The 26,685-nt window shown below is 65.1% G+C and carries 27 protein-coding genes and 1 riboswitch; of the genes, 13 read left to right on the top strand and 14 right to left on the bottom strand.

Features of this window, described 5'->3' with window-relative positions:
- Nucleotides 1-31: 31 nt before the first annotated feature.
- Complete coding sequence (locus AC0ZJQ_RS04635) at nucleotides 32-1,714, bottom strand: fatty acid--CoA ligase (protein ID WP_476477380.1); 1,683 nt, start codon at nucleotides 1,712-1,714, stop codon at nucleotides 32-34.
- A gap of 102 nt (nucleotides 1,715-1,816) precedes the next feature.
- Nucleotides 1,817-2,443, bottom strand: a complete 627-nt coding sequence (locus tag AC0ZJQ_RS04630; RefSeq protein WP_476477752.1) for a LysE family translocator — start codon at nucleotides 2,441-2,443, stop codon at nucleotides 1,817-1,819.
- Nucleotides 2,444-2,514: 71 nt separating this feature from the next.
- Between AC0ZJQ_RS04630 and AC0ZJQ_RS04625 the strand changes: the two genes are divergently transcribed.
- From AC0ZJQ_RS04625 to AC0ZJQ_RS04610, 4 genes are all read left to right on the top strand, one after another.
- On the top strand, nucleotides 2,515-3,477 hold the full coding sequence (locus AC0ZJQ_RS04625; protein WP_476477379.1) for a 2-hydroxyacid dehydrogenase: 963 nt from the start codon (nucleotides 2,515-2,517) through the stop codon (nucleotides 3,475-3,477).
- Nucleotides 3,478-3,540: 63 nt separating this feature from the next.
- Nucleotides 3,541-4,545, top strand: coding sequence for a methyltransferase (locus AC0ZJQ_RS04620; RefSeq protein ID WP_476477378.1), 1,005 nt, complete (start codon nucleotides 3,541-3,543; stop codon nucleotides 4,543-4,545).
- A 41-nt stretch (nucleotides 4,546-4,586) separates the two neighbouring features.
- Nucleotides 4,587-4,768, top strand: a riboswitch (yybP-ykoY riboswitch).
- A 27-nt stretch (nucleotides 4,769-4,795) separates the two neighbouring features.
- Nucleotides 4,796-5,383 carry a TMEM165/GDT1 family protein gene (locus AC0ZJQ_RS04615; RefSeq protein WP_155551590.1) on the top strand — a complete coding sequence of 196 codons (588 nt, stop codon included), beginning with the start codon at nucleotides 4,796-4,798 and terminating at the stop codon, nucleotides 5,381-5,383.
- Between the two features lie 80 nt (nucleotides 5,384-5,463).
- Nucleotides 5,464-5,907 carry an ester cyclase gene (locus AC0ZJQ_RS04610; RefSeq protein WP_037019936.1) on the top strand — a complete coding sequence of 148 codons (444 nt, stop codon included), beginning with the start codon at nucleotides 5,464-5,466 and terminating at the stop codon, nucleotides 5,905-5,907.
- 18 nt (nucleotides 5,908-5,925) lie between these two features.
- Here the strand turns inward: AC0ZJQ_RS04610 and AC0ZJQ_RS04605 are convergent, their stop codons facing one another.
- The 4 genes from AC0ZJQ_RS04605 to AC0ZJQ_RS04590 all read right to left on the bottom strand — a co-directional run bounded on the left by AC0ZJQ_RS04605 (nucleotide 5,926) and on the right by AC0ZJQ_RS04590 (nucleotide 7,932).
- Nucleotides 5,926-6,738 carry a M48 family metallopeptidase gene (locus AC0ZJQ_RS04605; protein WP_102827552.1) on the bottom strand — a complete coding sequence of 271 codons (813 nt, stop codon included), beginning with the start codon at nucleotides 6,736-6,738 and terminating at the stop codon, nucleotides 5,926-5,928.
- 119 nt (nucleotides 6,739-6,857) lie between these two features.
- The gene (locus AC0ZJQ_RS04600; protein WP_476477377.1) at nucleotides 6,858-7,478 is read right to left on the bottom strand and encodes an SOS response-associated peptidase; all 621 of its coding nucleotides are present in this window, start codon (nucleotides 7,476-7,478) and stop codon (nucleotides 6,858-6,860) included.
- An 11-nt stretch (nucleotides 7,479-7,489) separates the two neighbouring features.
- A complete protein-coding gene (locus AC0ZJQ_RS04595; protein ID WP_476477376.1) occupies nucleotides 7,490-7,750 on the bottom strand; it encodes a putative signal transducing protein in 261 nt (86 codons plus the stop codon).
- A complete protein-coding gene (locus AC0ZJQ_RS04590) occupies nucleotides 7,750-7,932 on the bottom strand; it encodes a CPXCG motif-containing cysteine-rich protein (protein WP_167136112.1) in 183 nt (60 codons plus the stop codon). Before AC0ZJQ_RS04590 ends, AC0ZJQ_RS04595 begins: the two co-directional genes overlap by 1 nt.
- Before the next feature lie 214 nt (nucleotides 7,933-8,146).
- On the opposite strand from AC0ZJQ_RS04590, the gene AC0ZJQ_RS04585 reads away from it, so the two are divergent.
- The gene (locus AC0ZJQ_RS04585) at nucleotides 8,147-9,313 is read left to right on the top strand and encodes a 1-acyl-sn-glycerol-3-phosphate acyltransferase (RefSeq protein WP_476477375.1); all 1,167 of its coding nucleotides are present in this window, start codon (nucleotides 8,147-8,149) and stop codon (nucleotides 9,311-9,313) included.
- Nucleotides 9,314-9,610: 297 nt separating this feature from the next.
- Nucleotides 9,611-10,972, top strand: a complete 1,362-nt coding sequence (locus tag AC0ZJQ_RS04580; RefSeq protein ID WP_314019770.1) for a DUF1329 domain-containing protein — start codon at nucleotides 9,611-9,613, stop codon at nucleotides 10,970-10,972.
- A gap of 114 nt (nucleotides 10,973-11,086) precedes the next feature.
- Here AC0ZJQ_RS04580 and AC0ZJQ_RS04575 read toward each other — a convergent pair whose 3' ends face one another.
- A complete protein-coding gene (locus AC0ZJQ_RS04575) occupies nucleotides 11,087-11,671 on the bottom strand; it encodes a YajG family lipoprotein (protein ID WP_155551585.1) in 585 nt (194 codons plus the stop codon).
- 171 nt (nucleotides 11,672-11,842) lie between these two features.
- Here AC0ZJQ_RS04575 and AC0ZJQ_RS04570 point away from each other — a divergent pair, with 171 nt between their 5' ends.
- Nucleotides 11,843-12,037 carry a hypothetical protein gene (locus AC0ZJQ_RS04570; RefSeq protein WP_213662738.1) on the top strand — a complete coding sequence of 65 codons (195 nt, stop codon included), beginning with the start codon at nucleotides 11,843-11,845 and terminating at the stop codon, nucleotides 12,035-12,037.
- Between the two features lie 91 nt (nucleotides 12,038-12,128).
- Here the strand turns inward: AC0ZJQ_RS04570 and mqo are convergent, their stop codons facing one another.
- Both mqo and AC0ZJQ_RS04560 read right to left on the bottom strand, forming a co-directional pair.
- Nucleotides 12,129-13,619, bottom strand: coding sequence for a malate dehydrogenase (quinone) (gene mqo, locus AC0ZJQ_RS04565; protein WP_009867923.1), 1,491 nt, complete (start codon nucleotides 13,617-13,619; stop codon nucleotides 12,129-12,131).
- A gap of 337 nt (nucleotides 13,620-13,956) precedes the next feature.
- Complete coding sequence (locus tag AC0ZJQ_RS04560; RefSeq protein ID WP_102827558.1) at nucleotides 13,957-14,244, bottom strand: PA4642 family protein; 288 nt, start codon at nucleotides 14,242-14,244, stop codon at nucleotides 13,957-13,959.
- A gap of 188 nt (nucleotides 14,245-14,432) precedes the next feature.
- Between AC0ZJQ_RS04560 and dauA the strand changes: the two genes are divergently transcribed.
- Nucleotides 14,433-16,169: a C4-dicarboxylic acid transporter DauA gene (dauA, locus tag AC0ZJQ_RS04555; RefSeq protein ID WP_009867929.1), complete on the top strand. Its 1,737-nt coding sequence runs from the start codon at nucleotides 14,433-14,435 to the stop codon at nucleotides 16,167-16,169.
- 32 nt (nucleotides 16,170-16,201) lie between these two features.
- Here dauA and AC0ZJQ_RS04550 read toward each other — a convergent pair whose 3' ends face one another.
- Nucleotides 16,202-17,113, bottom strand: coding sequence for an SDR family oxidoreductase (locus AC0ZJQ_RS04550; RefSeq protein ID WP_237264548.1), 912 nt, complete (start codon nucleotides 17,111-17,113; stop codon nucleotides 16,202-16,204).
- Between the two features lie 965 nt (nucleotides 17,114-18,078).
- Here AC0ZJQ_RS04550 and AC0ZJQ_RS04545 point away from each other — a divergent pair.
- The 5 genes from AC0ZJQ_RS04545 to AC0ZJQ_RS04525 all read left to right on the top strand — a co-directional run bounded on the left by AC0ZJQ_RS04545 (nucleotide 18,079) and on the right by AC0ZJQ_RS04525 (nucleotide 22,092).
- A complete protein-coding gene (locus tag AC0ZJQ_RS04545) occupies nucleotides 18,079-18,552 on the top strand; it encodes an SgcJ/EcaC family oxidoreductase (protein WP_476477374.1) in 474 nt (157 codons plus the stop codon).
- 134 nt (nucleotides 18,553-18,686) lie between these two features.
- A complete protein-coding gene (locus AC0ZJQ_RS04540; RefSeq protein ID WP_009867932.1) occupies nucleotides 18,687-19,709 on the top strand; it encodes a DUF5924 family protein in 1,023 nt (340 codons plus the stop codon).
- Between the two features lie 60 nt (nucleotides 19,710-19,769).
- Nucleotides 19,770-20,264, top strand: coding sequence for an MgtC/SapB family protein (locus AC0ZJQ_RS04535; RefSeq protein WP_213662734.1), 495 nt, complete (start codon nucleotides 19,770-19,772; stop codon nucleotides 20,262-20,264).
- Between the two features lie 69 nt (nucleotides 20,265-20,333).
- A complete protein-coding gene (locus AC0ZJQ_RS04530) occupies nucleotides 20,334-21,704 on the top strand; it encodes a PQQ-dependent sugar dehydrogenase (RefSeq protein ID WP_476477373.1) in 1,371 nt (456 codons plus the stop codon).
- The gene (locus tag AC0ZJQ_RS04525) at nucleotides 21,691-22,092 is read left to right on the top strand and encodes a Rho termination factor N-terminal domain-containing protein (RefSeq protein WP_476477372.1); all 402 of its coding nucleotides are present in this window, start codon (nucleotides 21,691-21,693) and stop codon (nucleotides 22,090-22,092) included. The genes AC0ZJQ_RS04530 and AC0ZJQ_RS04525 overlap by 14 nt, the downstream gene beginning before the upstream one ends.
- A gap of 217 nt (nucleotides 22,093-22,309) precedes the next feature.
- Here the strand turns inward: AC0ZJQ_RS04525 and lpxC are convergent, their stop codons facing one another.
- From lpxC to AC0ZJQ_RS04505, 4 genes are all read right to left on the bottom strand, one after another.
- Entirely contained in the window at nucleotides 22,310-23,221 is a 912-nt protein-coding gene (gene lpxC, locus AC0ZJQ_RS04520) for a UDP-3-O-acyl-N-acetylglucosamine deacetylase (RefSeq protein ID WP_009867939.1), read from the bottom strand.
- Nucleotides 23,222-23,335: 114 nt separating this feature from the next.
- Complete coding sequence (gene ftsZ / locus AC0ZJQ_RS04515) at nucleotides 23,336-24,520, bottom strand: cell division protein FtsZ (RefSeq protein WP_009867940.1); 1,185 nt, start codon at nucleotides 24,518-24,520, stop codon at nucleotides 23,336-23,338.
- Nucleotides 24,521-24,566: 46 nt separating this feature from the next.
- On the bottom strand, nucleotides 24,567-25,814 hold the full coding sequence (gene ftsA, locus AC0ZJQ_RS04510; protein ID WP_009867941.1) for a cell division protein FtsA: 1,248 nt from the start codon (nucleotides 25,812-25,814) through the stop codon (nucleotides 24,567-24,569).
- Nucleotides 25,815-25,826: 12 nt separating this feature from the next.
- A complete protein-coding gene (locus tag AC0ZJQ_RS04505; protein ID WP_476477371.1) occupies nucleotides 25,827-26,684 on the bottom strand; it encodes a cell division protein FtsQ/DivIB in 858 nt (285 codons plus the stop codon).
- Nucleotide 26,685 lies beyond the last annotated feature (1 nt).

Raw genomic sequence — 26,685 nt, 5'->3', positions numbered from 1 at the left:
CAGGAGCCACCCACCAGCGTCAGCCGCAGCGTCAGAGCGCCGAGATCGCCGCGTGCCCCTCCTCCAGCCAGCGGGCGATATCCAGGCGGATGCGCTTCTTGTCCAGCTTGCCGACGCTGGTTTTGGGAATCTCGCCGACCACCGCGATCTGCTGCGGCACCGCCCACTTGTTGATATGCCCCTGCGCCACGGCGGGCTCGAGGAAGGTCTTCAGCGCCTGGGCAGTCAGCGTCTGTCCTTCGCGCAGCACCAGCAGGGCGAACGGCCGCTCGCCCCAACGCTCGTCCGGCACGCCCACTACCGCCACTTCGCGGACTGCCGCGTGCTGGCTGATCAGCCCTTCGAGCGCCAGCGAGGAAACCCACTCGCCGCCGGTCTTGATCACGTCCTTGAGGCGGTCGCGGATATCGATGTTGCCCATCTCGTCGATCACTGCCACATCGCCGGTGTGCAGCCAGCCGCCCGCCCAGAGCTCCTCGCTCTTCTCCGGCTCGTTGAAATAGCCCTGGGTCAGCCAGGGCGCGCGCAGCACCAGTTCGCCTTGCGCTTCGCCGTCGGCGGGCAGGAAGCGGCCATCCGGCGTCTGGATCGCGGCGTCCACCAGCACCACCGGCACGCCGGCCTTCAGCTGATAGGCGATACGGGTCTCGTCATCGGCGGCGAGCAGCTCGTCGTTAATGTGCGCACCGGAGATCAGCGGGCAGGTCTCCGACATGCCGTAGGCGGCAATCAGGTTCATTCCGCGGGCACGAGCCGCGTCGTAGAGCCCGCGCGTCAGCGCACTGCCGCCGATGGTGATCTTCCAGCCGGCAAAGTCCACGTCCTGCGCGGCCTTGGCATTGAGCAGCATCTGCACGATGGTCGGCACGCAGTGAGAGAAGGTCACCTGCTCGCGGCGCCACAGCTCGATAAGGAAATCCGGGTCGTAGCGCCCCGGATACACCTGCTTGAGGCCAAGCATGGTAGCGACGTATGGCAGGCCCCAGGCGTGTACGTGGAACATCGGCGTGATCGGCATGTAGACGTCGCCAGCGCCCATCAACTGTGGGTTCTCGCGACAGCCGACGGTCACCGCCGCCGCCAGCGTATGCAGCACCAGCTGACGATGGGTGAAGTACACGCCCTTCGGATTACCGGTGGTGCCGGTGGTGTAGAAGGTGGTGGCGACCGAATCCTCGTCGAAGTCGGGGAAGTCGTAATGCGGCTCGGCCGCCGCCAGCAGGCTTTCATATTCGCCTACGCAGCCCGGCAGATCAGTCGTGACGGCCTCGCCGTCGGTGAGCAGCAGGGTCTTCTCCACGGTGCTCAGCTGCCCGGCGATGGCCTGGTAGAGCGGCACGAACTCGCTGTTGACCAGCACGAAGCGGTCCTCGGCGTGATTCATGGTGTAGAGGATCTGGTCCGGCGACAGGCGCACGTTGATGGTGTGGACCACCGCGCCGATCATCGGAATGGCGAACATGCATTCGAGGTAGCGGTGGCTGTCCCAGTCCATCACCGCCACCGTATCACCCGCTTTGACGCCAGCGGCGGTCAGCACGTTGGCCAGCCGCGCGATGCGCTGGTTGAGTGTGCGGTAGTCGAATCGCAGCCGGTCGCGGTAGACGATCTCGCGGCTGCGCTCGTAACGCAGCCCCGACAGCAGCAGGCGCTTGATCAACAGAGGGTACTGATAGGCGCTCGCGGCGGGCTTGATCACGCGGGTCTGCAGCATGAGGGCATCCTTTTTCTTGGAGTTGTAGGTGCACTCTAGAGCGTCGCAAGCGGGGCAAAATCAGTCCAAAGTAGGATTTTTCCGTCGAGCGGCCATGGCGCTTCAGCCAATTTCGCTGAGTGCCAGCCGTGCGCCGAGCGCGATCAGCACCGCTCCGGTGGCGCGGTCGAACCAGTGCCCCATGCGCGCAAAGCCAGCGCGCACGCGGGCCCGGCTGAACAGCCAGGCCACCAGCAGGAACCAGCAGATCGTCGCGATCGCCAGGTAGGCGCCGTAGCCGGCCTGCACCAGCAGCGGCGTATCGTGGTCGATCACCACCGTGAATAGCGACAGGAAGAACAGCGTGGCCTTGGGGTTCAGGCCGTTGGTGACGAAGCCCATGACGAAGGCGCTGCCGGCCGAACGCGCAGGTCCACCAGCACCCGTTACCTCGGTCAGCGCCTGCGGCCGGGCACGCAGCGCACGCCAGCCCAGATAGAGCAGATAGGCCGCCGCCAGCCATTTGAAGAGGTTGAACAGGACGATCGACTGCGAGACGATCAGGCCGATCCCGAGCAGCGAGTAGGCGACGTGCAGGAAGATGCCGCAGCCGACGCCCAGCGCCGTCCAGCTGCCGGTCCGATGCCCCTGCGTCACGCTCTCGCGCACCACCACCGCGAAATCCGGTCCGGGGCTGGCCACGGCGAGCAGATGCACCAGCGCCACGGTCAGAAACTCCATCCAGTACACGATCAACCCCTCGCTCATTCATCTCGGGCTGTATTTTCGACCAGTCCGTGCCACTCCGAAAGGTACAGTTGATGACCCTTTATCGCGCCGTTTTCCTCGATCTCGCCCCGCTTGACCAGGGCGATCTCGATCTCGCCCCGCTGCGGGCCGCCTTCGACGAGCTGATCTGCCACACGCAGAGCGCGCCGCAGGAGATCGTCGAGCGCCTGCAAGGCGCGCAGGTGGCGATCGTCAACAAGCTCGCCCTGACCGACGAAACGCTCGCCCGCTGCCCCGATCTCAAACTGATCCTGATCGCCGCCACCGGCACCAACAACGTCGACCTGGAATCGGCGCGCCGCCGCGGCATCACCGTATGCAACTGCCAGGCGTACGGCACGCCGACGGTGGCCCAGCACACGCTGATGCTGCTGCTGGCACTGGCTACCCGCCTGCCGGACTACCAGGCCGCCGTAGCCAGCCGGCGCTGGCAGCAGAGCGGGCAGTTCTGTCTGCTGGATTTCCCCATCGTCGAGCTGCAGGGCAAGACGCTCGGCCTGCTCGGCCACGGTGAACTCGGCAGCGCCGTGGCGCGCCTGGCCGAAGCCTTCGGCATGCGCGTGTTGACCGGCAACCTGCCGGGGCGTCCGCCACGTCCGGGACGTCTGGATCTGGATGAGCTGTTGCCGCAGGTCGATGCGCTGACGCTGCATTGCCCGTTGACCGAGCAGACCCGCAACCTGATCGGCGCGCGCGAACTGCAGCTGATGAAGCCGAACGCGTTTCTGATCAACGCAGCACGCGGCGGCCTGGTCGACGAACAGGCGCTGGCCGACGCCCTGCGTCGTGGCCATCTGGGCGGCGCAGCCACCGACGTGCTGACCAGCGAACCGCCCAGCGATGACAATCCGCTGCTGGCCGCCGACGTGCCACGGCTGATCGTCACGCCGCACAGCGCCTGGGGCAGCCGCGAGGCACGCCAGCGCATCGTCGGTCAGCTGGCGGAGAACGCCACGGCATTCGCCGCCGGCACGCCGACGCGGCAGGTGAACTGAAGCGCCGAGCGCTGATGGCGGTGGGCAAAGGCTGTTAAGCTCGCCGCTTTTTCCGGAGGCCCCATGGATCCTCGAAGCGAAGTGTTGCTGCGGCAGGCGCAGCTGTTCGACGGCAAGCTGCTGCTGGCCGGACTGCCGGCCGACGACCTGCTCGGTCAGCTGCCGCAGGCGTCCGGCTGGAGCTGGCATGCCGGCGAGCAGCAGCGTCTGCAGCGGCGTTTTGCCGGACGCTGCAGCTTCGGCGTCGATGCGCCGGCCGGTGACTTCCAGGCCGCCGTGCTGTTCCTGCCCAAATCCCGCGAGCTGACCGAGTACCTGCTGCAGACGCTGGCGGCGCGCCTCGCCGGGCGACCGCTGTACCTAGTCGGCGAGAAACGCGCCGGGGTGGAGCGCGCCGCGCGCCAGCTGGCCGCCTTCGGCCATGCACGCAAGCTCGACAGTGCGCGGCATTGCCAGCTCTGGCAGGTGCAGGTCGAGCAGGCCCCGGCCCATCCCGAGCTGAGCGCGCTGGCCGAACGCTTCCAACTGGAGCTGGCGGACGGTCCGCTGCAGGTGGTCAGCCTGCCCGGGGTGTTCAGCCATGGCCGGCTGGATCGCGGCAGCGCCCTGCTGCTCGAACACCTCGACGGCCTGCCCGCGAGCGGCCGGCTACTGGACTTCGGCTGCGGCGCCGGCGTGCTCGGCGCCACGCTGAAGCGGCGCTATCCGCAGAGCGAGCTGTTCCTGCTGGACGTGGATGCCTTCGCCCTCGAGAGCAGCCGCCTGACCCTGGCCGCCAACGGTCTGGAGGCGCTGCTGATCGCCGGCGACGGCATCGACGCCGCGCCGTTCGAGCTGAGCGCCATCGTCAGCAATCCGCCGTTCCACCACGGCGTGCACACCAGCTACGAGGCCAGCGAAGCGCTGCTCGAACGCGCCGCGCGGCACCTGGCCGCCGGTGGCGAGCTGCGTCTGGTGGCCAACGCCTTCCTGCGCTATCCGCCGCTGATCGAAGCCCATCTGGGCCACTGCCAGACCCTCGCCGAGGCCGACGGTTTTCGCATCTACCGCGCCGTACATCAGCCGTAGCGGTTGCGAAACCCGTAGCGCTTGGGCAAACTCGCGCCCGTCCCTGGGGGAGTAGTCTCGGGCGAGCGCCAGCCCGCCTGGCATGCGTCAACACACTTGATCGGCAGATCATGGCGCATGCGACCCGCGCGATCGTGACCACCACGTTTCGCCTCCGGTTTGACAAGACCCATGACATGAACACCTGGCCCGGGGCGGGCAGGTCGTGCATGTCATGGTGTTCATGTCGACCCGCCCTGAGGAATAGCGCTTGGAATCGTTCTTCATCCCCACACTGATCGTTGCGCTCGCCGAGATCGGCGACAAGACGCAGCTGCTCGCCCTTCTGCTCGCCGCCCGCTATCGCCGCCCCTGGCCGATCATCTGGGGCATCGTGGTCGCCACGCTGGCCAATCACGCCGCTGCCGGTGCTGTCGGCAGCTGGGTTTCGGGGCTTTTCTCGCCCGCCGCCCTGAGCTGGATTCTCGCCGCCTGCTTTGCCGCCGTCGCGCTATGGACGCTGGTGCCCGACAAGCTGGACGAGGATGAAACCAAGCTGGGCCGCCCCTACGGCCCCTTCGTCGCCACGGTGATTGCCTTCTTCATCGCCGAGATGGGCGACAAGACGCAGATCGCCACCGTGATGCTCGCCGCCCAGTACCCGGACTTCCTGCTGGTCATTCTCGGCACCACCGCCGGCATGCTGATCGCCAACGTGCCGGTGGTACTGGTCAGCCACTTCGCCGCCGACCGCCTGCCGCTGACGCTGATCCGCCGCGTGGCCGCCGCCGGCTTCGGTCTGCTGGCGTTGTATGCCGTTTACGAGGCGCTGAAGCTCAGCGGCATGCTCTCAGGCTGATACGCAGCGCAAATCCGCGAATCGGGGGAGCTGCTAGAGTGCTCAGCCGCAGCACCCAGCACCCCGAGGAGACCGGCTGCATGTCAGCGGATGGACGCAAGAAACGAGTCTGCACTCATATCGATCTGAGCTGGAACAAGGGCCGCCTGGCCCTTTCCGAGCAGTTGCAGAGCCGCTATTTCAGCTACAAGAGTTCGCTGCTCAGCCAGCCGCTGAACGCGGCCGGCTTTGCTGAGCTGGTGCGCGCCGTTCGCGGCGCGATGCCGGACCTGGAAGTGATGGTCGATGAGTGTCTCTGCGAAGGCCACAAGGTCATCACCACCAGCACGGTGATGGGCACCCTGACTCAACCGCTGCTGGGCTGGCCGGCGAGCGACAAGATTCTCGCCATCGCGGCGGTCAGCACCTGGACGCTGAACAGCGCTGGCGACATCGAGGAAATCAGCACGCTGATCGATCTGGAAAATGCGCGCCTGCAGCTCGGGCTGCATAGCGCGCTCTCCGGTTTTCTGCCGGCCAGCTGAGCGCCAGCCGGGCGCTAGTCAGCGACGCGCCTGCTCGTACAGCGGCATCACTTTCGGGATATTGGCCTTGAGCGTCGCGGTACGCGTGCTGGAAGACGGGTGGGTGCTCATGAACTCAGGCGGCGCCGAACCGCCCGCCGAGGCCATTTTCTCCCACAGGGTCAGCGCCGCGTTGGGGTTGTAGCCGGCGCGCGCGGCCAGCTCCAGGCCGATCAGATCCGCCTCGTTCTCGTTGCCCCGGCTGTTGGGCAGCGTCATCAGGTATTCGACGCCCATGTTCGCCAGCTGCAGGCTGCCGCTACCGACACCCATCGCCGAACCGAGCTGGGTGGCCATCTGCACACCATAGGCCTTGGACATCGCCTCGCGGCCGTGCTCGCGCAAGGCGTGGGCGATCTCGTGGCCCATCACCGCGGCGATCTCGTCGTCGCTGAGCTGAAGCTTCTCGATCAGCCCGGTGTAGAAGATGATCTTGCCGCCCGGGCCGCAGTTGGCGTTGAGTTCCGGGCTGTCGATGACGTTGACCGCCCAGTCCCACTGCGCCGCATCCGGGCGGAAAACCGGAACCTTGGCGATCAGGCGCTGGGCGATGGCGTCGACGCGCCGCGTCATTGGCCCGCTCTTGGCCAGCACGCCCTTGCTGGAGGCTTCGCTCAGCGTCTGCTGATACGACTGGGCATACATCTGGTTGACCTGTTCGGTCGACAGCATGCTGAACATGTACTGCTTGCGGTCGACACCGACGGCACCGCCGCTGGTGGTGTTGACGGCCTGGCAGCCGGCCAGCAGCGCGGCGGCGATCAGCACGGACAAGGGTTGCAGCTTGGGCATGGAGCGTTCTCCGGGGAAACTGCGCGGTAGATTAGAGCGGCGTCGACGCTCAGGCAACCGAGGCTGTTGGGCGGCCGCCGGCGGCGGTTCGACAACCGGTTGACGACCGTTCGACTGCCTCAGTTGGCCGGCGTCAGGCACTCCGGCGCATCGAGTTGCGGGTCGTTGACCAACGTCGCCAGCGGGCGCTCGCGCAGTGGTGGCTGCACCTGACCGAGCAGTGCCTGCAGCGTCTGTGGCGAAGCCTGCGGGTCGAGCCAGGCGGCCTGCGCGGCCTCGTCGAGAATCAGCGGTCGCCGCTGGTTGGCGGCCGCGACGGTGACCACCGCGGCGCTGAGGTAGGTGTAACCCTCCACCGGATAGGCCTCCCACAGCGCCGCGAAGTACATCAGCGAGCCTTCGGCGGTCATCCAGTACGGCCGCTTGCGCGCCGTGCCGCGCCATTCATAGAAGCCGTTGGCCGGCAGCAGCCCGCGGCGCAGGCGGAAGGCTTCGCGGAACATCGGCTGCTCGGCCAGCGTCTCGGCACGCGCCTGCGCGGGCGTGCGGGTCAGGTCGCTGAGCCAGGCAGGCGTCAGCCCCCAGCGCACGCGATCGAGCCTGAGGCCGTCCTCACACCTACGCAACAGCAGCACCTGTGCGCCCGGCGCAAGGTTCCAGTGCGGCGCCTGGTCGGCGGGAAACCCGGGCAACGCGGCAAACGCCGGGCTCCAGCGGAAAAAGGCATAGCGGCCACACATAACGGCACTCGTCAGCAGATCAGTTCGCCGGGATAACTATGCGGTTCATCATCCGGCAGCGGCAACGCGCCATTGTACGCGGCGATCAGCTGCTGCGCCCTCGCCGCGTCGCGGTCCGCCACCATCAGCCCGAGCAGGCCGATCGCCGGCAGCTCGCCCACCGCCCCGACCAGGTGGCCGCCGGCAAGAAACGCCTCGACGCCCTCATCGGCCAGCATGCCGGTGAGCATCTGCGCCTCCAGCAGGTCGCGCGGCTCGTAGATGCGCTGCATCACTCGTCCTCCCGGCGAACCTGCAGCTGCCAGTCTTCGCCATCGACGCTCAGATCGAATACCGCCGGCCGGCAGCACACCGGACAATCCTCGACGTACTGCTGATCGCCGCCGCTCAGATCGAGCAGCGCCTCGGCCGGTTCGCCGCAGTACGGACATTGGTAAAGCTGTGATTCCAGCATGGACGTCTCCCTCGTGACTTGCCGCTATAATCGCCGTCCAGTTTCAGCCCACTACCGCAACTCGCCGTGACAATCCGGCAGGCACGGCCGGACAGCAGGCTCGGGGCGCATCCGCGTTGGCGCGGGTCATGCGCCGTCGCCTTCCTACTGTATAGCGCGTCCGTGTCGCAGTGAGGTCGCGCGGTCTTGCGCCGTTTCCTTCCAACCAGAGAGCATGATGGACGAATTCGAAGCCATCCGACCCTATGCCGACGCCGAAGTACCGGCAGTCATGTCCCGCCTGTTCACCGATCGGGACTTCCTCGACATCCTGCTGCGCTTTCGCTTCCCGCGGCTGGCCAACACCTTCGGCTGGCTGCTCAAGCCGATCATCGCCCATCGTCTGCGCCGCGAATTCGCCACGATCGATTCGGTCGACGCGCTGCAGCACAAGATCGAAGCCTACGTCGACCGGACCATCGAACGTGCCACCGACGGGGTGACCTATTCGGGCGTGCAGCACCTGCAGCCCGGACGCGCCTACCTGTTTCTCGCCAATCACCGCGACATCGTGATGGACCCGGCCTTCGTCAACTACGCGGTCTATCACGCCGGCATCCGCACCCCACGCATCGCCATCGGCGACAACCTGCTGCAACGCCCCTTCGTCAGCGATCTGATGCGGCTGAACAAGAGCTTCATCGTGCGCCGCTCGATCACCGCGCGACGCGAGAAGCTCGCGGCTTACCAGGTGCTCTCGGCATACATCAACCACTCCATCCGCGAGGACGGCGAGTCGGTATGGATCGCCCAGGCCGAGGGGCGCGCCAAGGACGGTGATGATCGCACCGACTCGGCCATCCTCAAGATGCTGCACATGAGCCGCAAGGACCAGTCCTTCGCCGAGGTACTGGCAGCGCTGCAACCGACGCCAGTGGCGATCAGCTACGAATACGACCCCTGCGACCTGGCCAAGGCGCGCGAGCTGTACACCCGCGCCACCACCGGCAGCTACACCAAGGCGCCGGGCGAAGACGACGCCAGCATCGCGCTCGGCATCACTGGCTACAAAGGCCGGGTTCACGTGCACTTCGGCGCACCCATGAGCCAGGTTGCGGATGACCCGAAGGAGCTGGCCGCCGCCCTCGACCGCGAAATCCTCTGCGGCTACCGGCTGTTTCCGGTGCACTACCTGGCGTACCGCATGTGGGACGCGCAAGACCCGGCGATCAGCGTGCCGAGCGCGGCCGAGCTGTTCGAACCGGCCGAGCTGCAACGCGCCGAGGCGCAGTGGAGCGCGCGCCTGGCCGCCTGCCCGCCCGAGCAGCAACCCTACCTGATCCAGCAGTACGCCAACCCGGTGCGCAACCAGTACCGTCTCAACGCTGGCCTGCCCCTCTGAGTGGGGCGCCGCGCCGGCGCTCCCGCTGTCCATGCCGTGCCGTGCCAATTGGCAAGAGGCACGGCTGCATTATTGATGCCGTTGATGCCCCGCCCTTCGCCGGATCGGCTTGACGTGGGGGCTCCCCGCCCTCACCCTCCGAACACCCCCGAAGGGGCGAACTAGAGCCTCCGCCCAGGCGGCGAAGGCAATCGAGGGGCCCGTTACCAGCCTGCGCCGCGTGCGATGAGGGTTCGCATGCGGCACCGCGCAGGCATCTCGCCGGGACACAACAACAAGGATCACAGGACCACAACGATGCGCACGACACTTTTCAGATTGGGGACTCTTACACTCGCCCTGCTGGCCGGCAGCGCCAGCGCGGCAGTATCCGAGGCAGACGCCGCCAAGCTCGGCGACAGCCTGACCCCGGTGGGCGCCGAACGCGCCGGTAATGCCGCCGGCACCATTCCGGCCTGGACCGGCGGCCTCCCGGTGGATGCCGCACCGGTGAGCGCCGAGGGCTTCGTCGGCGACCCGTTCGCCGCCGACCAACCGAAATTCACCATCACCGCGCAGAACTACGAGCAGTATCAGGACAACCTGAGCCCCGGCCAGATCGCCATGCTCAAGCGCTATCCGCAGAGCTACCGCCTGCCGGTATACGAAACCCGCCGCAGCGCCGCGCTGCCGCAGCACATCTACGACGCCGCGGCGCGCAACGCGCGCAACACCACGCTGGTGCGTGGCGGCAACGGCCTGGAGAACTTCGACACGGCGCTGGCCTTCCCGATCCCGGAGAACGGCCTGCAGGTGGTCTGGAACCACATCACTCGCTACCGCGGTGCCTCGGTGCGCCGCGTGATCGCGCAGGCCACACCGCAGGTCAACGGCAGTTACAGCCTGGTCAAATTCATCGACGAGGTGGTCTACGCCAACACCCTGACCGACTACAACGCCGAAAAGCACGGCAACGTGCTGTTCTACTTCAAGCAGCAGGTGACCGAACCCTCGCGCCTGGCGGGCAACGTGCTGCTGGTGCACGAAACCCTCGATCAGGTGAAAGAACCGCGCATGGCCTGGATCTACAACGCCGGCCAGCGCCGTGTGCGCCGCGCTCCGCAGGTGGCCTACGACGGGCCCGGCACTGCGGCCGACGGACTGCGCACCGCGGACAATCTGGACATGTTCAACGGCGCGCCGGATCGCTATGACTGGAAGCTGGTCGGCAAGCGCGAGCTGTACATTCCCTATAACTCCTACCGCCTGGACTCGCCGCAGCTGAAGTACGACGACATCGTCAAGCCCGGCCATATCAACCAGGACCTGACGCGCTACGAGCTGCACCGCGTCTGGGAAGTCGAGGCGACGCTCAAGTCGGGCGACCGCCACATCTACGCCAAGCGCCACCTGTTCATCGACGAGGACACCTGGCAGGCCGCGGTGATCGACCACTACGACGGTCGCAACCAGCTGTGGCGCGTTGCCGAGGCGCATGCGCAGCAGGTCTACAACGTGCAGGTGCCGCTGTATGCCGTGGAAACCCTGTATGACCTGATCTCCGGGCGCTACTTGGTGATGGGCATGAAGAACGAGGAAAAGACCCCTTACACCTACAACTACAAGGCCAACTCCAACCAGTACACCCCGGCCGCCCTGCGCAACGCCGGCGTCCGCTGAGGCACGTGAACAGCGCCCCGGGACGGGGCGTTCATTCCGCCACCCAATCGTAGGAAACGAAAAAGCCCGCAACTGCGGGCTTTTTCATGGGTGCGGCAAGTGCCTGATCAGCGCTTACTGCGCCAGCAACTGACCGATGTTCTGGTCCTTGAACACACGGGTCAGCGCATCGCTCAACACATCGCTGACCAGCTTGGTATTGGTCTGCTCGTTGGGCGCCATGCCAAAGCGCTGATTCAGCGAGGCACCATAGCGCCCGCTGTAGCGGCGACCGGAGTTCTGCACGTCGACGCGCAGGGTTGCGCCGATGTTGGCCTCGGTGACGTACAGGCCTTCCTTGGGCGACTGGTACTTCAGTTCGGCCAGAGTCAGCGTCAGTTGCGGTGCGTTGTAGGCGTTGGGTGAAGGCGTGAAGCCGAGCAGGCGCACCGCCGCTTCAGTCTGCGCCTGCAGCTTGGGCAGCAGTTTTTCGCTCGGCACGATCACTGCGCTGGTTTCCGGGTAGAGGCCGCCGCGTGTGCCCAGCGTGGGCGACGGACGTCCGTCGACGACCCGCACGACGACCGGCTGGCCCCGGCCGACCGGATTGATGGTGCCCAGCAGTTTGGGGTTGGGATCGAGCTGCTGCGGGCTGTGGGCACAGCCTGCGAGAGCCAGTCCAATAACCGCGGCAAGTCCGAACAACAGGCGCTGCAGCATGCTGTTTTTCTCCAAGTGAGGGGGATGACGAACGCGGCGCAGTATACCGGGCGCATCCGTACCCCGACAGTGATGCGCTTCAGACCGACCGCCCGGCTGACGCGTTCCGTCATTCGCCTGTCATCGACACCTGCGATAAAGCGCGCACCGCTTCCATCGAGGTGCCCGACCATGAACTTCCTGCGCCGCCTGTTGCGCCTGCGCTCACGCCAGCACTATGCATTCGTCGACGAGCAGGGCTGCTGCCGCATGCTGTGCACCGCCACCAACCGCCCGCGGGGCCGCCAGTGGATCGAAGTGGGCGAAGTCCGGCTCGACTGGATCGGCCGCCCGCTGCCGCACGACGCGATCCTCGCTGGCCGCTGAACCGGCCAGAGCCGCAACAGCTGCATAAAAAAACCGCTCTGCCTCAAGGAGACAGGGCGGTTTTTCGTTCAACCAACGAACGTGGCGAATGTCAGTCCGCCAGGCCCAGACGCTTGTCCGACAGCGCGCTGATCTCGCGATAGGCCGTTGCGTCGCTTTGCAGCTGGTCTTCGCGTGCCGGGAATATCTCGCCCAGCTTGCTCGACCAGGCCTGCGACCGGTACTGCTCGGGGAAGCAACGCTCGATCAGCTCGAGCATGATCGAAACCGTCACCGAGGCACCCGGCGAGGCGCCGAGCAGCGCGGCGATGCTGCCATCATTCGCGGCGACCAGTTCGGTACCGAACTGCAGGATGCCGCCCTTTTTCGGATCCTTCTTGATGATCTGCACGCGCTGCCCGGCGATCTCCAGACGCCAGTCCTCGGCCTTCGCCTCGGGATAGAAACCGCGCAGGGTTTCCAGGCGATCTTCCATAGACTGCATCACTTCCTTGATCAGGTAGCGGGTCAGGTCCATGTTGTCGCGCGCCACCGCCATCATCGGGCCGATGTTGCTGGGACGGATCGACAGCGGCAGGTCCATGAAGGAACCGCGCTTGAGGAACTTGGTGGTGAAGCCGGCGTAGGGTCCGAACAGCAGGGACTTCTTGCCATCGACCACGCGGGTATCCAGGTGCGGCACCGACATCGGCGGGGCGCCGACCGCGGCCAGGCTGTAGACCTTGGCCTGGTGCTGAGCGACGATTTCCGGGTTGTCGCAACGCAGCCACTGACCGCTGACCGGGAAGCCGCCGAAACCCTTGCCTTCCTCGATGCCGGACATCTGCAGCAGCGGCAGTGCCGCACCACCGGCGCCGAGGAACACGAAGCCGGCAGCCACTTCACGGGAGTCGCCGTTGCGGGTGTTCTTGATGTCGACCTTCCAGCCGGACGCGGTGCGCGCCAGCCCGGTGACCTTCTGGTTGTAGGAAACCTTGACGCCGGCGCTGCGCGACAGATAGCTGAGCATCTGGTTGGTGACTGCGCCGAAGTTAACGTCAGTGCCGTTCATCGCACGGGTTGCGGCGATCGGCTCGTCGGCCGCGCGTCCCGGCATCATCAGCGGCATCCACTCGGCCAGCGTGGCACGGTCTTCGGAATAGACCATGTCGGAGAAGGCGTGGTGGGTCTTCAGCGCATCGAAGCGGCGCTTGAGGAAATCGATGTTCTTGCTACCGCGCACGAAGCTCAGATGCGGTACGGCATTGATGAAGTCGCGGGGAGAGCCGAAGCCTTCGCGATCGGCGAGATATGCCCAGAACTGCTTCGAGACCTCGAACTGGGTATTGATATGGACGGCCTTCTTGATATCGATCGTGCCGTCCTTGCTGTCGGGGGTGTAATTCAGCTCACAAAGCCCCGCGTGGCCAGTACCGGCATTGTTCCAGGGATTGGAGCTTTCGATGGCTCCGGATTCCTGCAGTTCGACGATCTCAAGCTTGATGCTGGGGTCGAGTTCCTTGAGCAATACCGCGAGGGTAACGCTCATGATGCCGGCCCCCACCAACACCATATCCACTGCTTCGCTATCGTGTTGCGTCATTAACGCGTTCTCCAGAATCACAGCATTAAACTGTCACGTCCGCAGTACGCGGCCGCGTATAACCCACCAGCCAGACGGCCAGAAACGGAGGAGGTCTCTGTATCCGCTGCTCGGGATATCTGTGCCCGAGAACAGGCGAGAAGAACGCCTGCCAGCTGTTGGAAGGACGGCTTTTGGCTTCCTTCCTGACGCCTCGATCGGACCGGAGCGGGGTTAGACCCAGGCTCTACAGCCGGATGCGGCGAAAAAAACGATTTGCGAATCCTGCAGGCGATCGATACCGGGTGCGCCATGCGCTCACCGATCACCGAATATCCATTGCGTAGGTGCAGCCTCGTCAGCCACGAGCCGCTTCGATCACCTCGATGTACGGCCGCGCCTGATGCTGATCGGCGACCAGCTCGATGAAATCCCGCCCCTTGGCGTCACGTGCGCCGAGATCGTAGCCGGCGGCCTGGAAGAAACCGATGTAGCGCTCGAAGTCATCGATGCGCAGGCCGCGATAGGCCTTGATCAGCTTGTGCAGCGACGGCGGCGTATCGTCAGCCGGTTCTGGCAGAAGAAACAGTTTGATCGCTTCGTCGCCGATCTCCTCGCCGATCACCTGCTTCTTGTCTTTACGCATGTCAATTCTGCTCCGCGGTTTCTCACCGGGGCGGCAGTTTACTCCTCGCGGCCGGCACGCTCAACGCGCCAGGGCAGCTTGCGACCAAGGTCGTACTCGCAGCGGCGTACGCGGACGGAGGATTACCATCGATCCGAGCGCCACGCCGGTGCTTATACTGCTGCATTGCGTACAAGGAGCGTCACGGCATGAACCTACCGCCTCTATTCGCCGCCTGGCGTCAGACGCTACGCCTGGGTTACGGCCCCGCGCAGCTGCGTGGCGATCTCAGCGCCGGCCTGACCGTCGGCATCATCGCCATTCCGCTGGCGATGGCACTGGCGATCGCGGTCGGTGCGCCGCCGCAGCACGGCCTGTACACGGTATTGATAGCCGCGCCACTGATCGCACTGACCGGCGGTTCGCGCTTCAACGTCAGCGGCCCGACCGCCGCCTTCGTGGTGATCCTGCTGCCGATCACCCAGCAGTTCGGCGTCGGCGGTCTGCTGCTGTGCACCATGCTGGCCGGGCTGATTCTGATCGCGCTCGGCGTGCTGCGTGCCGGCCGGCTGATCGCCTTCATTCCTTATCCGGTCACCCTGGGCTTCACCGCCGGCATCGGCATCGTCATCGCCACGCTGCAGGTCAAGGACCTGTTCGGCCTGACGCTCAGCGAGCAGCCTCAGCACTACGTCGACCAGGTCGTCCTGCTGGCGCGCTCGCTGCCGGGGGCGCAGGTGGGCGATGGGCTGGTCGCGATCGTCTGCCTGGCCGTTCTGATTCTCTGGCCACGCTGGGTGCCGCGCGTGCCCGGCCATCTGGTCGCGCTGACAATCGGCGCACTGGTCGGTCTCGCTCTGGAATCGTCCGGCATGCCGGTCGCCACGCTGGGCGAACGCTTCAGCTATGAACTCGATGGCATCCGCCATCCGGGCATCCCGCCACTGCTGCCGGACTTCACCTGGCCGTGGCTGCTTCCGGGCCCGGATGGCCAGCCACTGCAGCTGACTTACGAACTGTTCCGCCAGCTGCTCGCCCCGGCGTTCGCCATCGCCATGCTGGGTGCCATCGAATCGCTGCTCTGTGCGGTGATCGCCGATGGCATGACCGGTAGCAACCACGAACCCAATGGCGAACTGATCGGCCAGGGCCTCGGCAATCTGATCGCCCCGCTGTTCGGCGGCATCACCGCCACTGCCGCCATCGCACGCAGCGCCGCCAACATCCGCGCCGGCGCGTTCTCGCCATTAGCGGCGATCATCCATGCCGGCGTGGTGCTGGTGGCGATTCTCTGGCTGGCACCGCTATTCAGCTATCTGCCGATGGCCGCGCTGGCGGCGCTGCTGCTGATGGTGGCCTGGAACATGAGCGAAGCGCCGCACGTCGTGCATGTGTTGCGCATCGCGCCGCGCAGCGACGTGCTGGTGCTGCTGACCTGCCTGGTGCTAACCGTGCTGTTCGACATGGTGCTGGCGGTGGGCGTTGGCCTGCTGCTGGCCGCCGGACTGTTCATCAAACGCATGAGCGAGCTGACCGACACCGGCCAACTGTCACGCGATCAGCGTCGCGTCCTGGCCGACCTGCCGGAGCACGTGGCGGCCTATGCCATCCGCGGTCCGCTGTTCTTCGGCGCCGCGGAAAAGGCATTGGGCGCACTGCGCCGCTTCAACCCCGAAGTGCGGGTGGTCATCGTCGACATCAGCGCCGTGCCCATGCTGGACATGACCGCCCTGGCGGCGCTGGAGAACGTGCTGGTGGATTACCGGCGGCTCGGCGTCACGCTGATTCTCAGCGGTAGCAATGCCCGCGTACGGCTGAAGCTGCGGCGTGCCGGTATTCACCGGCTGCCGGGTCGCCTGCTATACGTGCGCGATCTGACCCAGGCGCGGGAGAAGGCCCTGCGTCTGCTGCAGGATGAGGACAAACCGCTGCCGCAGCCGGCCTGAGGGCCGCGCGGCAGCCAATGCCACGGTGATGGTCAGCCGGCGTACTTCTGCAGGTTGGCCATCATTTCCCGCAGCGCCTCAAGGTTGTCCGCCGGATGCGCTGCGTCTTGGAAGTCACAGATGCGCGCCCAGTAGGCGGCGACGTCCTCGGCAGCGAAACCAGTGCGCGGATCGAAGCCAACGCCCAGGCTGCGCTCCCAGCGCACCTTGCCCATCCAGCCGCCACCCACCTCGAACAGCCCACCACTGTCCTGGCATTGCTCGCTGGCGAGATACACCACCAGCGGGCTTACCAGCTCGGGCTTGAGCTTCTCGAATACCTGCGGCGGAATCAGCCCCTCGGTCATGCGCGTACCGCCGGTCGGCGCGATGGCGTTGACCAGGATGTTGCTTTTGCGTCCCTCCAGCGCCAGTGTGCGGGTCAGACCATAGAGGCCGAGCTTGGCCATGCCGTAATTGGCCTGGCCGAAGTTGCCGTAGATACCCGAGGTGGACGCGGTGAAGATCACCCGCCCGTGCCCCTGCTCGCGCATCAGCGGCCAGGCGGCGCGCGTGACCTTGTAGGCGCCCTCGACGTGCACGCGGTAGACCAGATCCCAGTCGGCATCCTCCATCTTGTGGAATGTACGGTCACGCAGGATGCCGGCGTTGTTCACCACCACGTCCACGCGCCCGAAGCTATCCAGCGCCTGCTCGACGATACGCTCGCCGTCAGTCACCGAGTCATGGTTGGCCACCGCGGTACCGCCGGCCTGGCGGATCTCCTCGACGACCCGATCCGCGGCGGAACTGCTGGCGCCGTCGCCCTGGGCGGTCCCGCCCAGATCGTTGACCACCACCCGCGCGCCGTGCCGGGCGAACAGCAGTGCGTGGGCGCGCCCCAGGCCGCCACCAGCGCCGGTCACGATGACCACTTTGTCTTCAAAACGAATGGGTTGCGTCATGGACTGCTCCTCGGTCATGAATGCCGCGAGTCTCCCTGTCGCCCGGCGCCGCGACAATCAAACGCCTCGAAATGAATGGATCGGCATAACGCTCGACGATGCGCTGATCGTTTTTTGTACCGTAGCCACGCAGCCCAGATATCACGGCGCTTCGCCCGTTTTGCCAGCAGTTTATCCACAGCGGCATCCACAGTTTTCGGGGATAACAATTTGCCCGCATGCTCCCATGGCGACGTCCGTCGGAAAGCTGCAAACCACTGATTTAACTGGCGTTACACGGCTAACAAGCCGATCGATCAAAAATCGAACAGACGGTTACAGGCCAGGCGCCATCACCTGGGCAGGCATTGCTCCAAAGGTTATCCACAGAACGCTGCACAGTTCACGGGGATAACACGATTGCCGTATAGCTATTACGGCCATGGCATAAATCAACCGGCCCACGAGCGGGCCCGGGCTTATCCTTCAGCTGCCAGTCACAGCCCGGAGTTACGCCATGATCAGTCGTGCCATCTTGCAATGCCTTTTCGCTAACTATGCCTCGGCGGTCAGCGGTACATGCGCGGACGAATGAGCCCATCGAAACCATTGCTCAAATTTCATCCACCAGGCCGCAGCCCGCATGCTTCGAGGCATGTGGCGCTGTTTGCCCAACTTATCCACAAATAACTGCACAGCAATCGTGGCTAACAGGTTTCGTGCTGCAGTCGTTGCCGTGACGTTCATTCAACGCACTGTTCAAAAAGCGAGCAACCGCGGCAAGCGCCCACCGTTGTTGGGGTGCACGCATCCATGCAGAAGTTACCCACAAGGTAGCGCACAGCATGAGTGGATAAGCCTGGGCCTGCGCTGATTTGTCCCGGCCGGTTCGGGCACTGCCGGGGCGACCACGCGGTCACAACCGGGTCGGCCTTGCCGGCGGCGGACACTGTCCGTCTTCCAACAACCGATCCGGAAAAAAAAGAATGAAATACGCCCTCTCCCTGATCATCGCCACGGCGGCGCTGCTGCCATTCACCGCGCAGGCCGCCGACGATGCCTGTCCGAGCAGTAGCGAGGACGATATCGCCGCATTGTTCACGCAATGGAACGCAGACCTGCGCAGCGGCGATCCCAAGCGAGTAGTTCAACGTTACGCCACCGACTCGCTGCTGCTGCCGACCTTGTCGAATACCCCACGGGAAACCGCAGCGGGCAAGGAAGACTACTTCTCGCATTTCATGGCCAAGCGTCCGGACGGGCGCATCGACTCGCGCATGATCCGCATCGACTGCCGCACCGCGCTGGATACCGGGCTCTACACCTTCCGCTTCGGTGACGGCTCGGCGGTGCAGGCACGCTATACCTTCACCTACCGGTGGGATCCGCAGCAGGCGCGTTGGCTGATCAGCAGCCATCACTCGTCGGCAATGCCCGAGCGTGCCGCTACGACGCCCTGACAACCCTCTTGACCGGCCCGTCGCAGCGGGCCATTGTGCCGCCCGCATGTGCGGGCAGCATGGCTGCCGCATACAATTCCCGCATTCCCGTATTGTCCAACCGGATAAACCCACCGGCTCGAAGTGATCCTCGCATGCGCCTGAAAGCCCGCCTGGCGCTGCTGATCGACCGAATCAGCGCGCTGCTCCGTCGTTTCCCCGGCACCGTTGCGCTGTTCGGTTTTTGCTCGGGCGTGGCCAGTTTCCTGCTGGTCGAGCGCCACGCCGGGCTGGCCAAGGGTATCGCCGTCATCATGCTGGTGAGCTGGGTCTGGCTGACGCTCGAACACAGCCTGCGGCGCAGCCTGAAGCGCTGGTTCGGCTGGCAGTTGCCGGCACCGCTGCTGCGCTATGCGACGCAGATGGTCCACCAGGAAAGCCTGTTCTTCATCATCCCGTTCTTCGCCATCACCACGACCTGGAACAGTGGACAGGCACTGTTCACCGGCCTGCTTGGCGGCGCGGCGCTGATCTCGCTGATCGATCCGCTGTACTACCGCTGGCTGGCGCCACGCCGCTGGGTCTACCTGGGCTTTCATGCCGTAACGCTGTTCGCCGTGCTACTCACCGCACTGCCGATCATCCTGCATCTGTCCACACCGCAGAGCTATCAGCTGGCGCTCGCCGTGACGGTGCTCTTGGCCTTGCCCAGCCTGGGCAGTTTGTTCCGCCAATGGAACTGGCGCAGCCTGCTTGGCATCGTCGGTCTGGCCGTCGCGCTCGCCGGCGCAGGCTGGCTCGGACGCACCTGGGTACCGCCGGCGTCGCTGTGGCTCACCGATGTCGCCGTGACGACCCAGCTGGACGACCGCCAGCGTAAACCCGGCAAGGGTCTGCGCCAGCTCAGCAGCGCCGAACTGCACGCCACCGGCCTCTACGCCTTCACCGCGATCAATGCCCCGCGCGGGCTGAAGGAGCGCATTTACCACGAGTGGCTGCACGAAGGACGTCAGGTCGACCGTATCGCCCTGGACATCAGCGGCGGTCGCGAAGCCGGCTACCGCGCCTGGACGCACAAGCGCAACTTCCCGCCGCAATCGGCCGGCAAGTGGCGCGTACGGGTGGTGACGGAAGCGGGTCAGATGATCGGCATGTTGCGCTTCGAGGTCAGCGAATAGCGAACGTCCGCTCGCGCCGCCACTCCTAACGAGAAAGCGCAGCGTGAATCGGAGGCTGACATGGACTGGTGGGATATCGTTGCCCGGACGATCGCCGCGGAATTCGCGGATATCCCCGATCTGGACGAAGCCGTGCGCGTCGCCATGCGCCTGCTGCTCGCCGCCTTGCTGGGCGGCCTGCTCGGCTACGAGCGCGAACTCAGACGCCGCGCTGCCGGCCTGCGCACGCACATGCTGGTGGCGCTCGGTGCCGCGCTGTTCGTGCTGGTGCCGGTGCAGGCCGGTGTGGAGGTTTCGCGGGTGATGCAGGGCATCATCACCGGCATCGGTTTTCTCGGCGCCGGGACCATTCTCAAGGGCACTTCCATCGAAGACGTGCAGGGGCTGACCACCGCCGCCAATATCTGGATGACCGCAGCCATCGGTGTCGCCGCCGGCCTCGGCCACGAAGCGACCGCGGTGCTGAGCACGTTGCTGACGCTGCTGGTGCTGCTGCTCATGCCAACGGTGGAACGCCACGCGGCGCACAAGCGGAACGACACGCCCCCGTCCTGACGAACGCGCGAACGATGAAGCAGCCAGGGGGGTCGTAAATCAGACAGTCCGCGTCCCGGAGCCGAGACCATGCCCGCTGCCCGCCCCTGTTTGATCGCCACCACCTTCGCCCTCGCCCTGGGCGGTTGCGGCGATACCGCAAAGACGCCGGCCGAAGCCGGCTATGGTCCTGATCCGGCGCTACCGGCGCCGAACAAGACGCTGTTGCCAACGGTCAACATCGCCCCAGCCAAAGGCTGGCCAGAAGGCGGCAAACCACAGGCCGCACCCGGGCTGGAAGTCGTCGCGTTTGCCGACGACCTGAAGCATCCGCGCTGGATTCACGTGCTGCCCAATGGCGATGTGCTGGTCGCCGAAGCGGATGCCCCGCCCAAACCGGAAGGCAGCCAAGGCATCCGCGGCTGGATCATGAACAAGGTCATGGCCCGCGCCGGCTCGCGAACACCGAGCGCCAACCGCATCACCCTGCTGCGCGACCGCGACGGCGACGGCCAGCCGGAACAGCGCAGCGTCTTTCTCGAAGGACTCAACTCACCGTTCGGCATGGCCCTGGTGGACGGCCAGCTGTACGTCGCCAATACCGACGCCCTGCTGCGCTTTCCATACCGGGACGGCGCCACGCGCCTGGAGCTGGCCACCGGCGAGAAGGTCGTCGACCTCCCGGCAGGGCCGATCAATCACCACTGGACCAAGAACGTCATCGCCAGCCGGGATGGCACGCGGCTGTACGTCACCAGCGGATCGAACAGCAACGTCGCGGAAAACGGCATGCAGGCCGAGGAAAACCGCGCCGCGATCCTCGAAGTCGACCCGCAGGCCAAGACCTTGCGCCTTTTCGCCTCAGGGCTGCGAAATCCCAACGGCTTGGCCTGGCAGCCCGATAGCGGCCAGCTGTGGACGACCGTCAACGAGCGCGACGAGATCGGCAGCGATCTGGTTCCCGACTATATGACCTCGGTACAGGAAGGCGGCTTCTATGGCTGGCCCTACAGCTACTACGGCCAGCACGTCGACAAGCGCGTCGAGCCGCCGCGCCCGGACCTGGTCGCCAAGGCCATCGTGCCCGACTACGCGCTGGGCGCGCATACCGCGTCGCTGGGCCTGGCCTTCTACGAGGGCGATCTGCTGCCGGAGCGCTACGCCAAGGGTGCTTTCGTCGGTCAGCACGGCTCCTGGAATCGCAAACCGCTCAGCGGTTACAAGGTGGTCTTCGTGCCGTTTCGCGACGGCAAGCCCGCCGGGCCGGCCGAGGATGTGCTGACCGGTTTCGTCAACCCGGACGGCGAGGCGCAGGGGCGTCCGGTCGGCGTCGCGGTCGACCGCCGTGGGGCGCTGCTGGTGGCCGATGACGTCGGTAACCGTGTCTGGCGCGTGACCCCCACCCTGACTCAAGACAAGCACGCGCAACCACGCGAAGGAGATTCCGATGGCCCGCGGTGACAAATCCAAATACACCGACCAGCAGCAGCGCAAGGCCGAACATATCGAGGAGAGCTACGAAGAGCGCGGCGTACCGCCAAAGGAAGCTGAAGCGCGCGCGTGGGCCACGGTCAACAAGCAATCCGGCGGCGGTGAGCGCAAGGGCGGCGCGGGCCGCAAGAAAAGCGAGACGGCCAAACGCGCCGATCGCAAGGACTCGGCACACCGGGCCGCGCAGACGCGCGCTGGCGATTCGCCCAATCGCGGCTCGGCACGCCAGCGCCGCGGCGCAGCCAGCACGTCGCTCGCTGAGATGACCCGCGACGAACTGCTGCAGAAGGCCCGCGAACGTGACATCCGCGGCCGCTCGAAGATGCGCAAAGCCGAATTGCTGCGCGCATTGAGCTGAGCGAACACATGCAAGCACCCGAACGCCCGATTACGCCGGATCCCGCCACTAACCCAAAGCGCGAGGAGCCGGGCGAGCCGCTGCCGATCGACGATCCCGGCCAAGCGCCACCGGTCGAAAAGCCGCCTGCGCGTGAACCTGGGCAAGCAACGCGTTTTCCACGGCATAAAAAAAGCCACCCGAAGGTGGCTCAAGAATACTAGGAAGGAGGTATCGCTTAGCCGGCTGCCGCCGGACGCATGTAGGAGATCGGGGCGGTCTGCGCATCATCGAAAGTGACCAACTCCCACGCATCCTTCTGGGCCATCAGGGTGCGCAGCAAGCGGTTGTTCAATGCATGCCCGGACTTGAAGCCACGGAACTCGCCGATCAGGCTGGTGCCCAGCAGATAGAGATCGCCGATGGCATCCAGGATCTTGTGCTTGACGAACTCGTCCTCGTAACGCAGGCCGTCTTCGTTGAGCACGCGGTTCTCGTCCACCACGATGGCGTTATCCACGCTGCCGCCGAGCGCCAGATTGTGCGAGCGCAGGAATTCAATGTCGCGCATGAAACCGAAGGTTCGCGCACGGCTGACTTCCTTGACGAAGGAAGTGCTGGAGAAATCCACGCTGGCGGTCTGGGTACGGCCCTTGAACACCGGATGGTCGAAATCGATCTCGAAGCTCACCTTGAAGCCGTCGAACGGCAGGAAGGTCGCACGCTTGTCGCCCTCCTCGACGGTGACTTCGCGCTTGATGCGAATGAACTTCTTCGGCGCGTCCTGCTCCTGCAGGCCGGCTGACTGAATCAGGAATACGAACGGCCCGGCACTGCCATCCATGATCGGCACTTCCGAGGCGGAGAGTTCGACGTAGGCGTTGTCGATTCCCAGCCCGGCCATTGCCGAAAGCAGGTGCTCCACTGTGTCGACCTTGACGTCACCGTTGACCAGCGTCGTGGACATGGTGGTTTCGCCGACGTTCTCGGCCCGCGCGGGAATCTCCACGGGCGGGTTGAGATCGGTGCGACAGAACACGATTCCGGTATCCACCGGCGCCGGTTTCAGGGTCAGGTAAACCTTCTCTCCCGAATGCAAGCCGACGCCAGTGGCGCGAATGATGTTCTTCAGGGTGCGTTGTCTGATCATGGCCTTTGGTTCGCTATTGCACTAGTTGCGAATTGTTTTCAACAATTGCCGGCGATAATAGCAGATGCCAACTTTGCTGAACACCAATCACAACAATACTCCTGATAACTTCAGTCAATCGGCCTGACGACGCAGAAACGCCGGGATGTCCAGGTAATCCAGATCCTCTTGCGGGTTCAGTTTGGCGGCAGTGGCCGCGGCATGGGCCTGGTTGCGCATGACGGTCGGACGCTCCAGGTCACGGTAGTTGACTGCCACCTGCTCTTGACGCGGTGCAATCGGTGCGGACGGAGCAACCGAAGCCTGCAGGGTATTGTCGATGACCTTGACCGGCTTCTCATTACGCGGACCCAGGCCGGTAGCGACCACGGTGACGTGCAGCTCGTCGCGCATATCCGGATCGATCACGGCGCCTACCTTGACGGTAGCCTCATCGGAAGCGAAGGCTTCGATGATCTCGCCGACCGCGGCGTATTCGCCCAGCGACAGATCCAGGCCGGCTGTGATGTTCACCAGGATGCCGCGAGCGCCCTGCAGGTTCACATCTTCCAGCAGCGGGTTGCGGATCGCCGCCTCGGTGGCCTCGCGCGCACGATTCGGGCCGGTAGCGCAGCCGGTACCCATCATCGCCATGCCCATCTCGCCCATGACGGTCTTGACGTCGGCGAAGTCGACGTTCATCAGCCCCGGACGCTGCATGATGTCGGAGATGCCGCGCACCGCCCCGGTCAGCACGTCGTCAGCCTTGGCAAAGGCGGACAGCAGGCTGGCGTCCTTGCCGAGGATGGTCAGCAGCTTCTCGTTGGGAATGGTGATCAGCGAATCGACGCATTCGGACAGCGCGCGAATGCCCTCGTCGGCCACCTGCATGCGACGACGGCCCTCGAACGGGAACGGACGGGTGACCACTGCAACGGTGAGGATGCCCATTTCCTTGGCCACCGAAGCGATGATCGGCGCAGCGCCGGTACCGGTACCGCCACCCATGCCGGTGGTGATGAACACCATGTCGGCACCTTCGAGCACCTCGGCAATGCGCTCACGATCTTCCATCGCCGCCTGGCGACCGATGTCCGGATTGGTGCCGGCGCCCAGGCCCTTGGTGATGGCCGAACCGAGCTGCAGCACGGTGCGCGCCTCGATCTTCTTCAGTGCCTGCGCATCGGTGTTGGCACAGATGAATTCCACGCCTTCGACGTTGTTGCGCACCATGTGATTGACGGCGTTGCCGCCACCACCGCCGACGCCGATGACCTTAATGACTGCACTCTGCGGGGTATGATCTACGAGTTCGAACATGGCCCTCTCTCCTTCCAGCTTTCTAGTTTTGGGTTGCCGCGTACTGTTAGAAATTGCCCTGGATCCAGCCCTTGAGCCGGTCCAGAACAGACGTTTTGGGTTCTTCGTTCAGGCTGCCGGTGCCACGCGGACCGACGCCATCGACCTGCTTCTGCACGCCGTAGAGCAACAGGCCAACGCCCGTCGCATAAATCGGGTTGCGCACCACATCATTCAGGCCCTTGACCGTATGCGGCACGCCCAGGCGTACCGGCATGTGGAAGATTTCCTCGGCCAGCTCGACCGCGCCTTCCATCTTCGACGTACCGCCGGTGAGCACGATGCCGGCCGGAACCAGGTCCTCGTAGCCACTGCGGCGCAGCTCGGCCTGGATCAGGGTGAACAGCTCGTCATAGCGCGGCTCGACCACTTCGGCCAAGGCCTGGCGCGACAGCTCGCGCGGCGGGCGATCGCCGACGCTGGGTACCTTGATGGTTTCGCCGGCACCGGCCAGCTTGGCCAGCGCGCAGGCGTAACGGATCTTGATTTCCTCGGCGTACTGCGTGGGGGTACGCAGGGCCATCGCGATGTCGTTGGTGACCTGGTCGCCGGCGATCGGAATCACCGCGGTGTGGCGAATCGCGCCTTCGGTGAAGATGCAAATGTCGGTGGTGCCGCCGCCGATGTCGACCAGGCACACGCCCAGTTCCTTCTCGTCGTCGGTCAGCACCGCATGGGCGGAGGCCAGCTGTTCGAGGATGATGTCGTCCACTTCCAGGCCACAGCGGCGCACGCATTTCTCGATGTTCTGCGCGGCATTCACCGCACAGGTCACCACATGCACCTTGGCCTCCAGGCGGACGCCGGACATGCCCAGCGGCTCGCGCACGCCCTCCTGGTTGTCGATCACGTAATCCTGCGGCAGCGTGTGCAGCACGCGCTGGTCGGCCGGGATTGCCACGGCCTGGGCGGCATCGAGCACGCGCTCGAGGTCGGCGGTGCTGACCTCACGGTCGCGGATTGCGACGATGCCGTGCGAATTCAGGCTGCGGATATGGTTGCCGGCAAGGCCGACGAACGCCGAGTGAATGCGGCAGCCGGCCATCAGCTGGGCTTCCTCGATGGCGCGCTGGATCGACTGTACGGTCGACTCGATGTTCACCACCACGCCCTTCTTCAGGCCGCGCGACGGGTGAGTGCCGATACCGACGATTTCCAGATCGCCGTCGGCCGTGACCTCGCCCACCAGCGCGACCACCTTGGAGGTGCCGATATCGAGACCGACGATCATCTTGCCGCTTTGCACGCTAGACATGTGTTTCATTCCTCAATTCTTCGCCGCGACGGTCACGTCCGTCGCAGTCGGGATCGGTTCACGCCAGGCGACGGCGAGGCCGTTGGCGTAACGCAGGTCGATCCTTGCAATTTTCTCGCTTTGTGCCTGCAACGCCTTTTGATAGATGGCATTGAAGCGGCGCATTTTTTCCACTACGTGGTCCCGTCCCAGCAGCAGCTCGATGCCCTGGCTGGTGGTCAGGAACCAGCTGCCACGCTCGCGCAGTTCCAGACTCGCGATGGAAAAGCCCAGCGGCCGCAGCATCTGGCTGAGCATCTGGTACTGCTGCATGACCCGCTGCTGAGCCCGCTTCGGACCATGCAATTGCGGCAAGTGTTCATAATGATTGAGGTTATTCGGCGCAAATGCCTGGCCACGGTTGTTCAACAGCGCTTCGTCGCCCCAGCGAGCAATCGGCAGCTGTTCCTCGAGATTCACCTGCACCTGGTCCGGCCACACACGGCGCACTTCCACATGGGCGATCCACGGCATCTGCTCGAGATCGTGACGCATGCCGTTCAGATCAACCTTGAAAAAACTCGCATCGACGAACGGCGCGATACGCTGCTGCACCGCCTCGCGCGCCACGTAGCTCAGCTCGCCCTGCACGCTGACCTTGGCGATCGGCCGGTCAGCGTAGGGCAGCAGGCGCTCGCCCAGCTCGTACAGACCGAAGGCCAGGCCGACGAGCAGCAACGGCCAGACGGCACGCTTGAGCCCTGTCAGATTCGGCCGCGGCAGCCGTGCGGACAGTGGCTCGCGGGCCACCAGCCGGGTGGCCCCACGCGGCGCCGGCTTGCGCAGCGCACGGCCGCCTCCCGGTTGCGAGTGACGCAGCGTGGTGATCATC

It is taken from the genome of Stutzerimonas sp. 21-1 (genome assembly GCF_056336065.1).
This window is presented reverse-complemented; position numbering and strand designations above follow the sequence as displayed.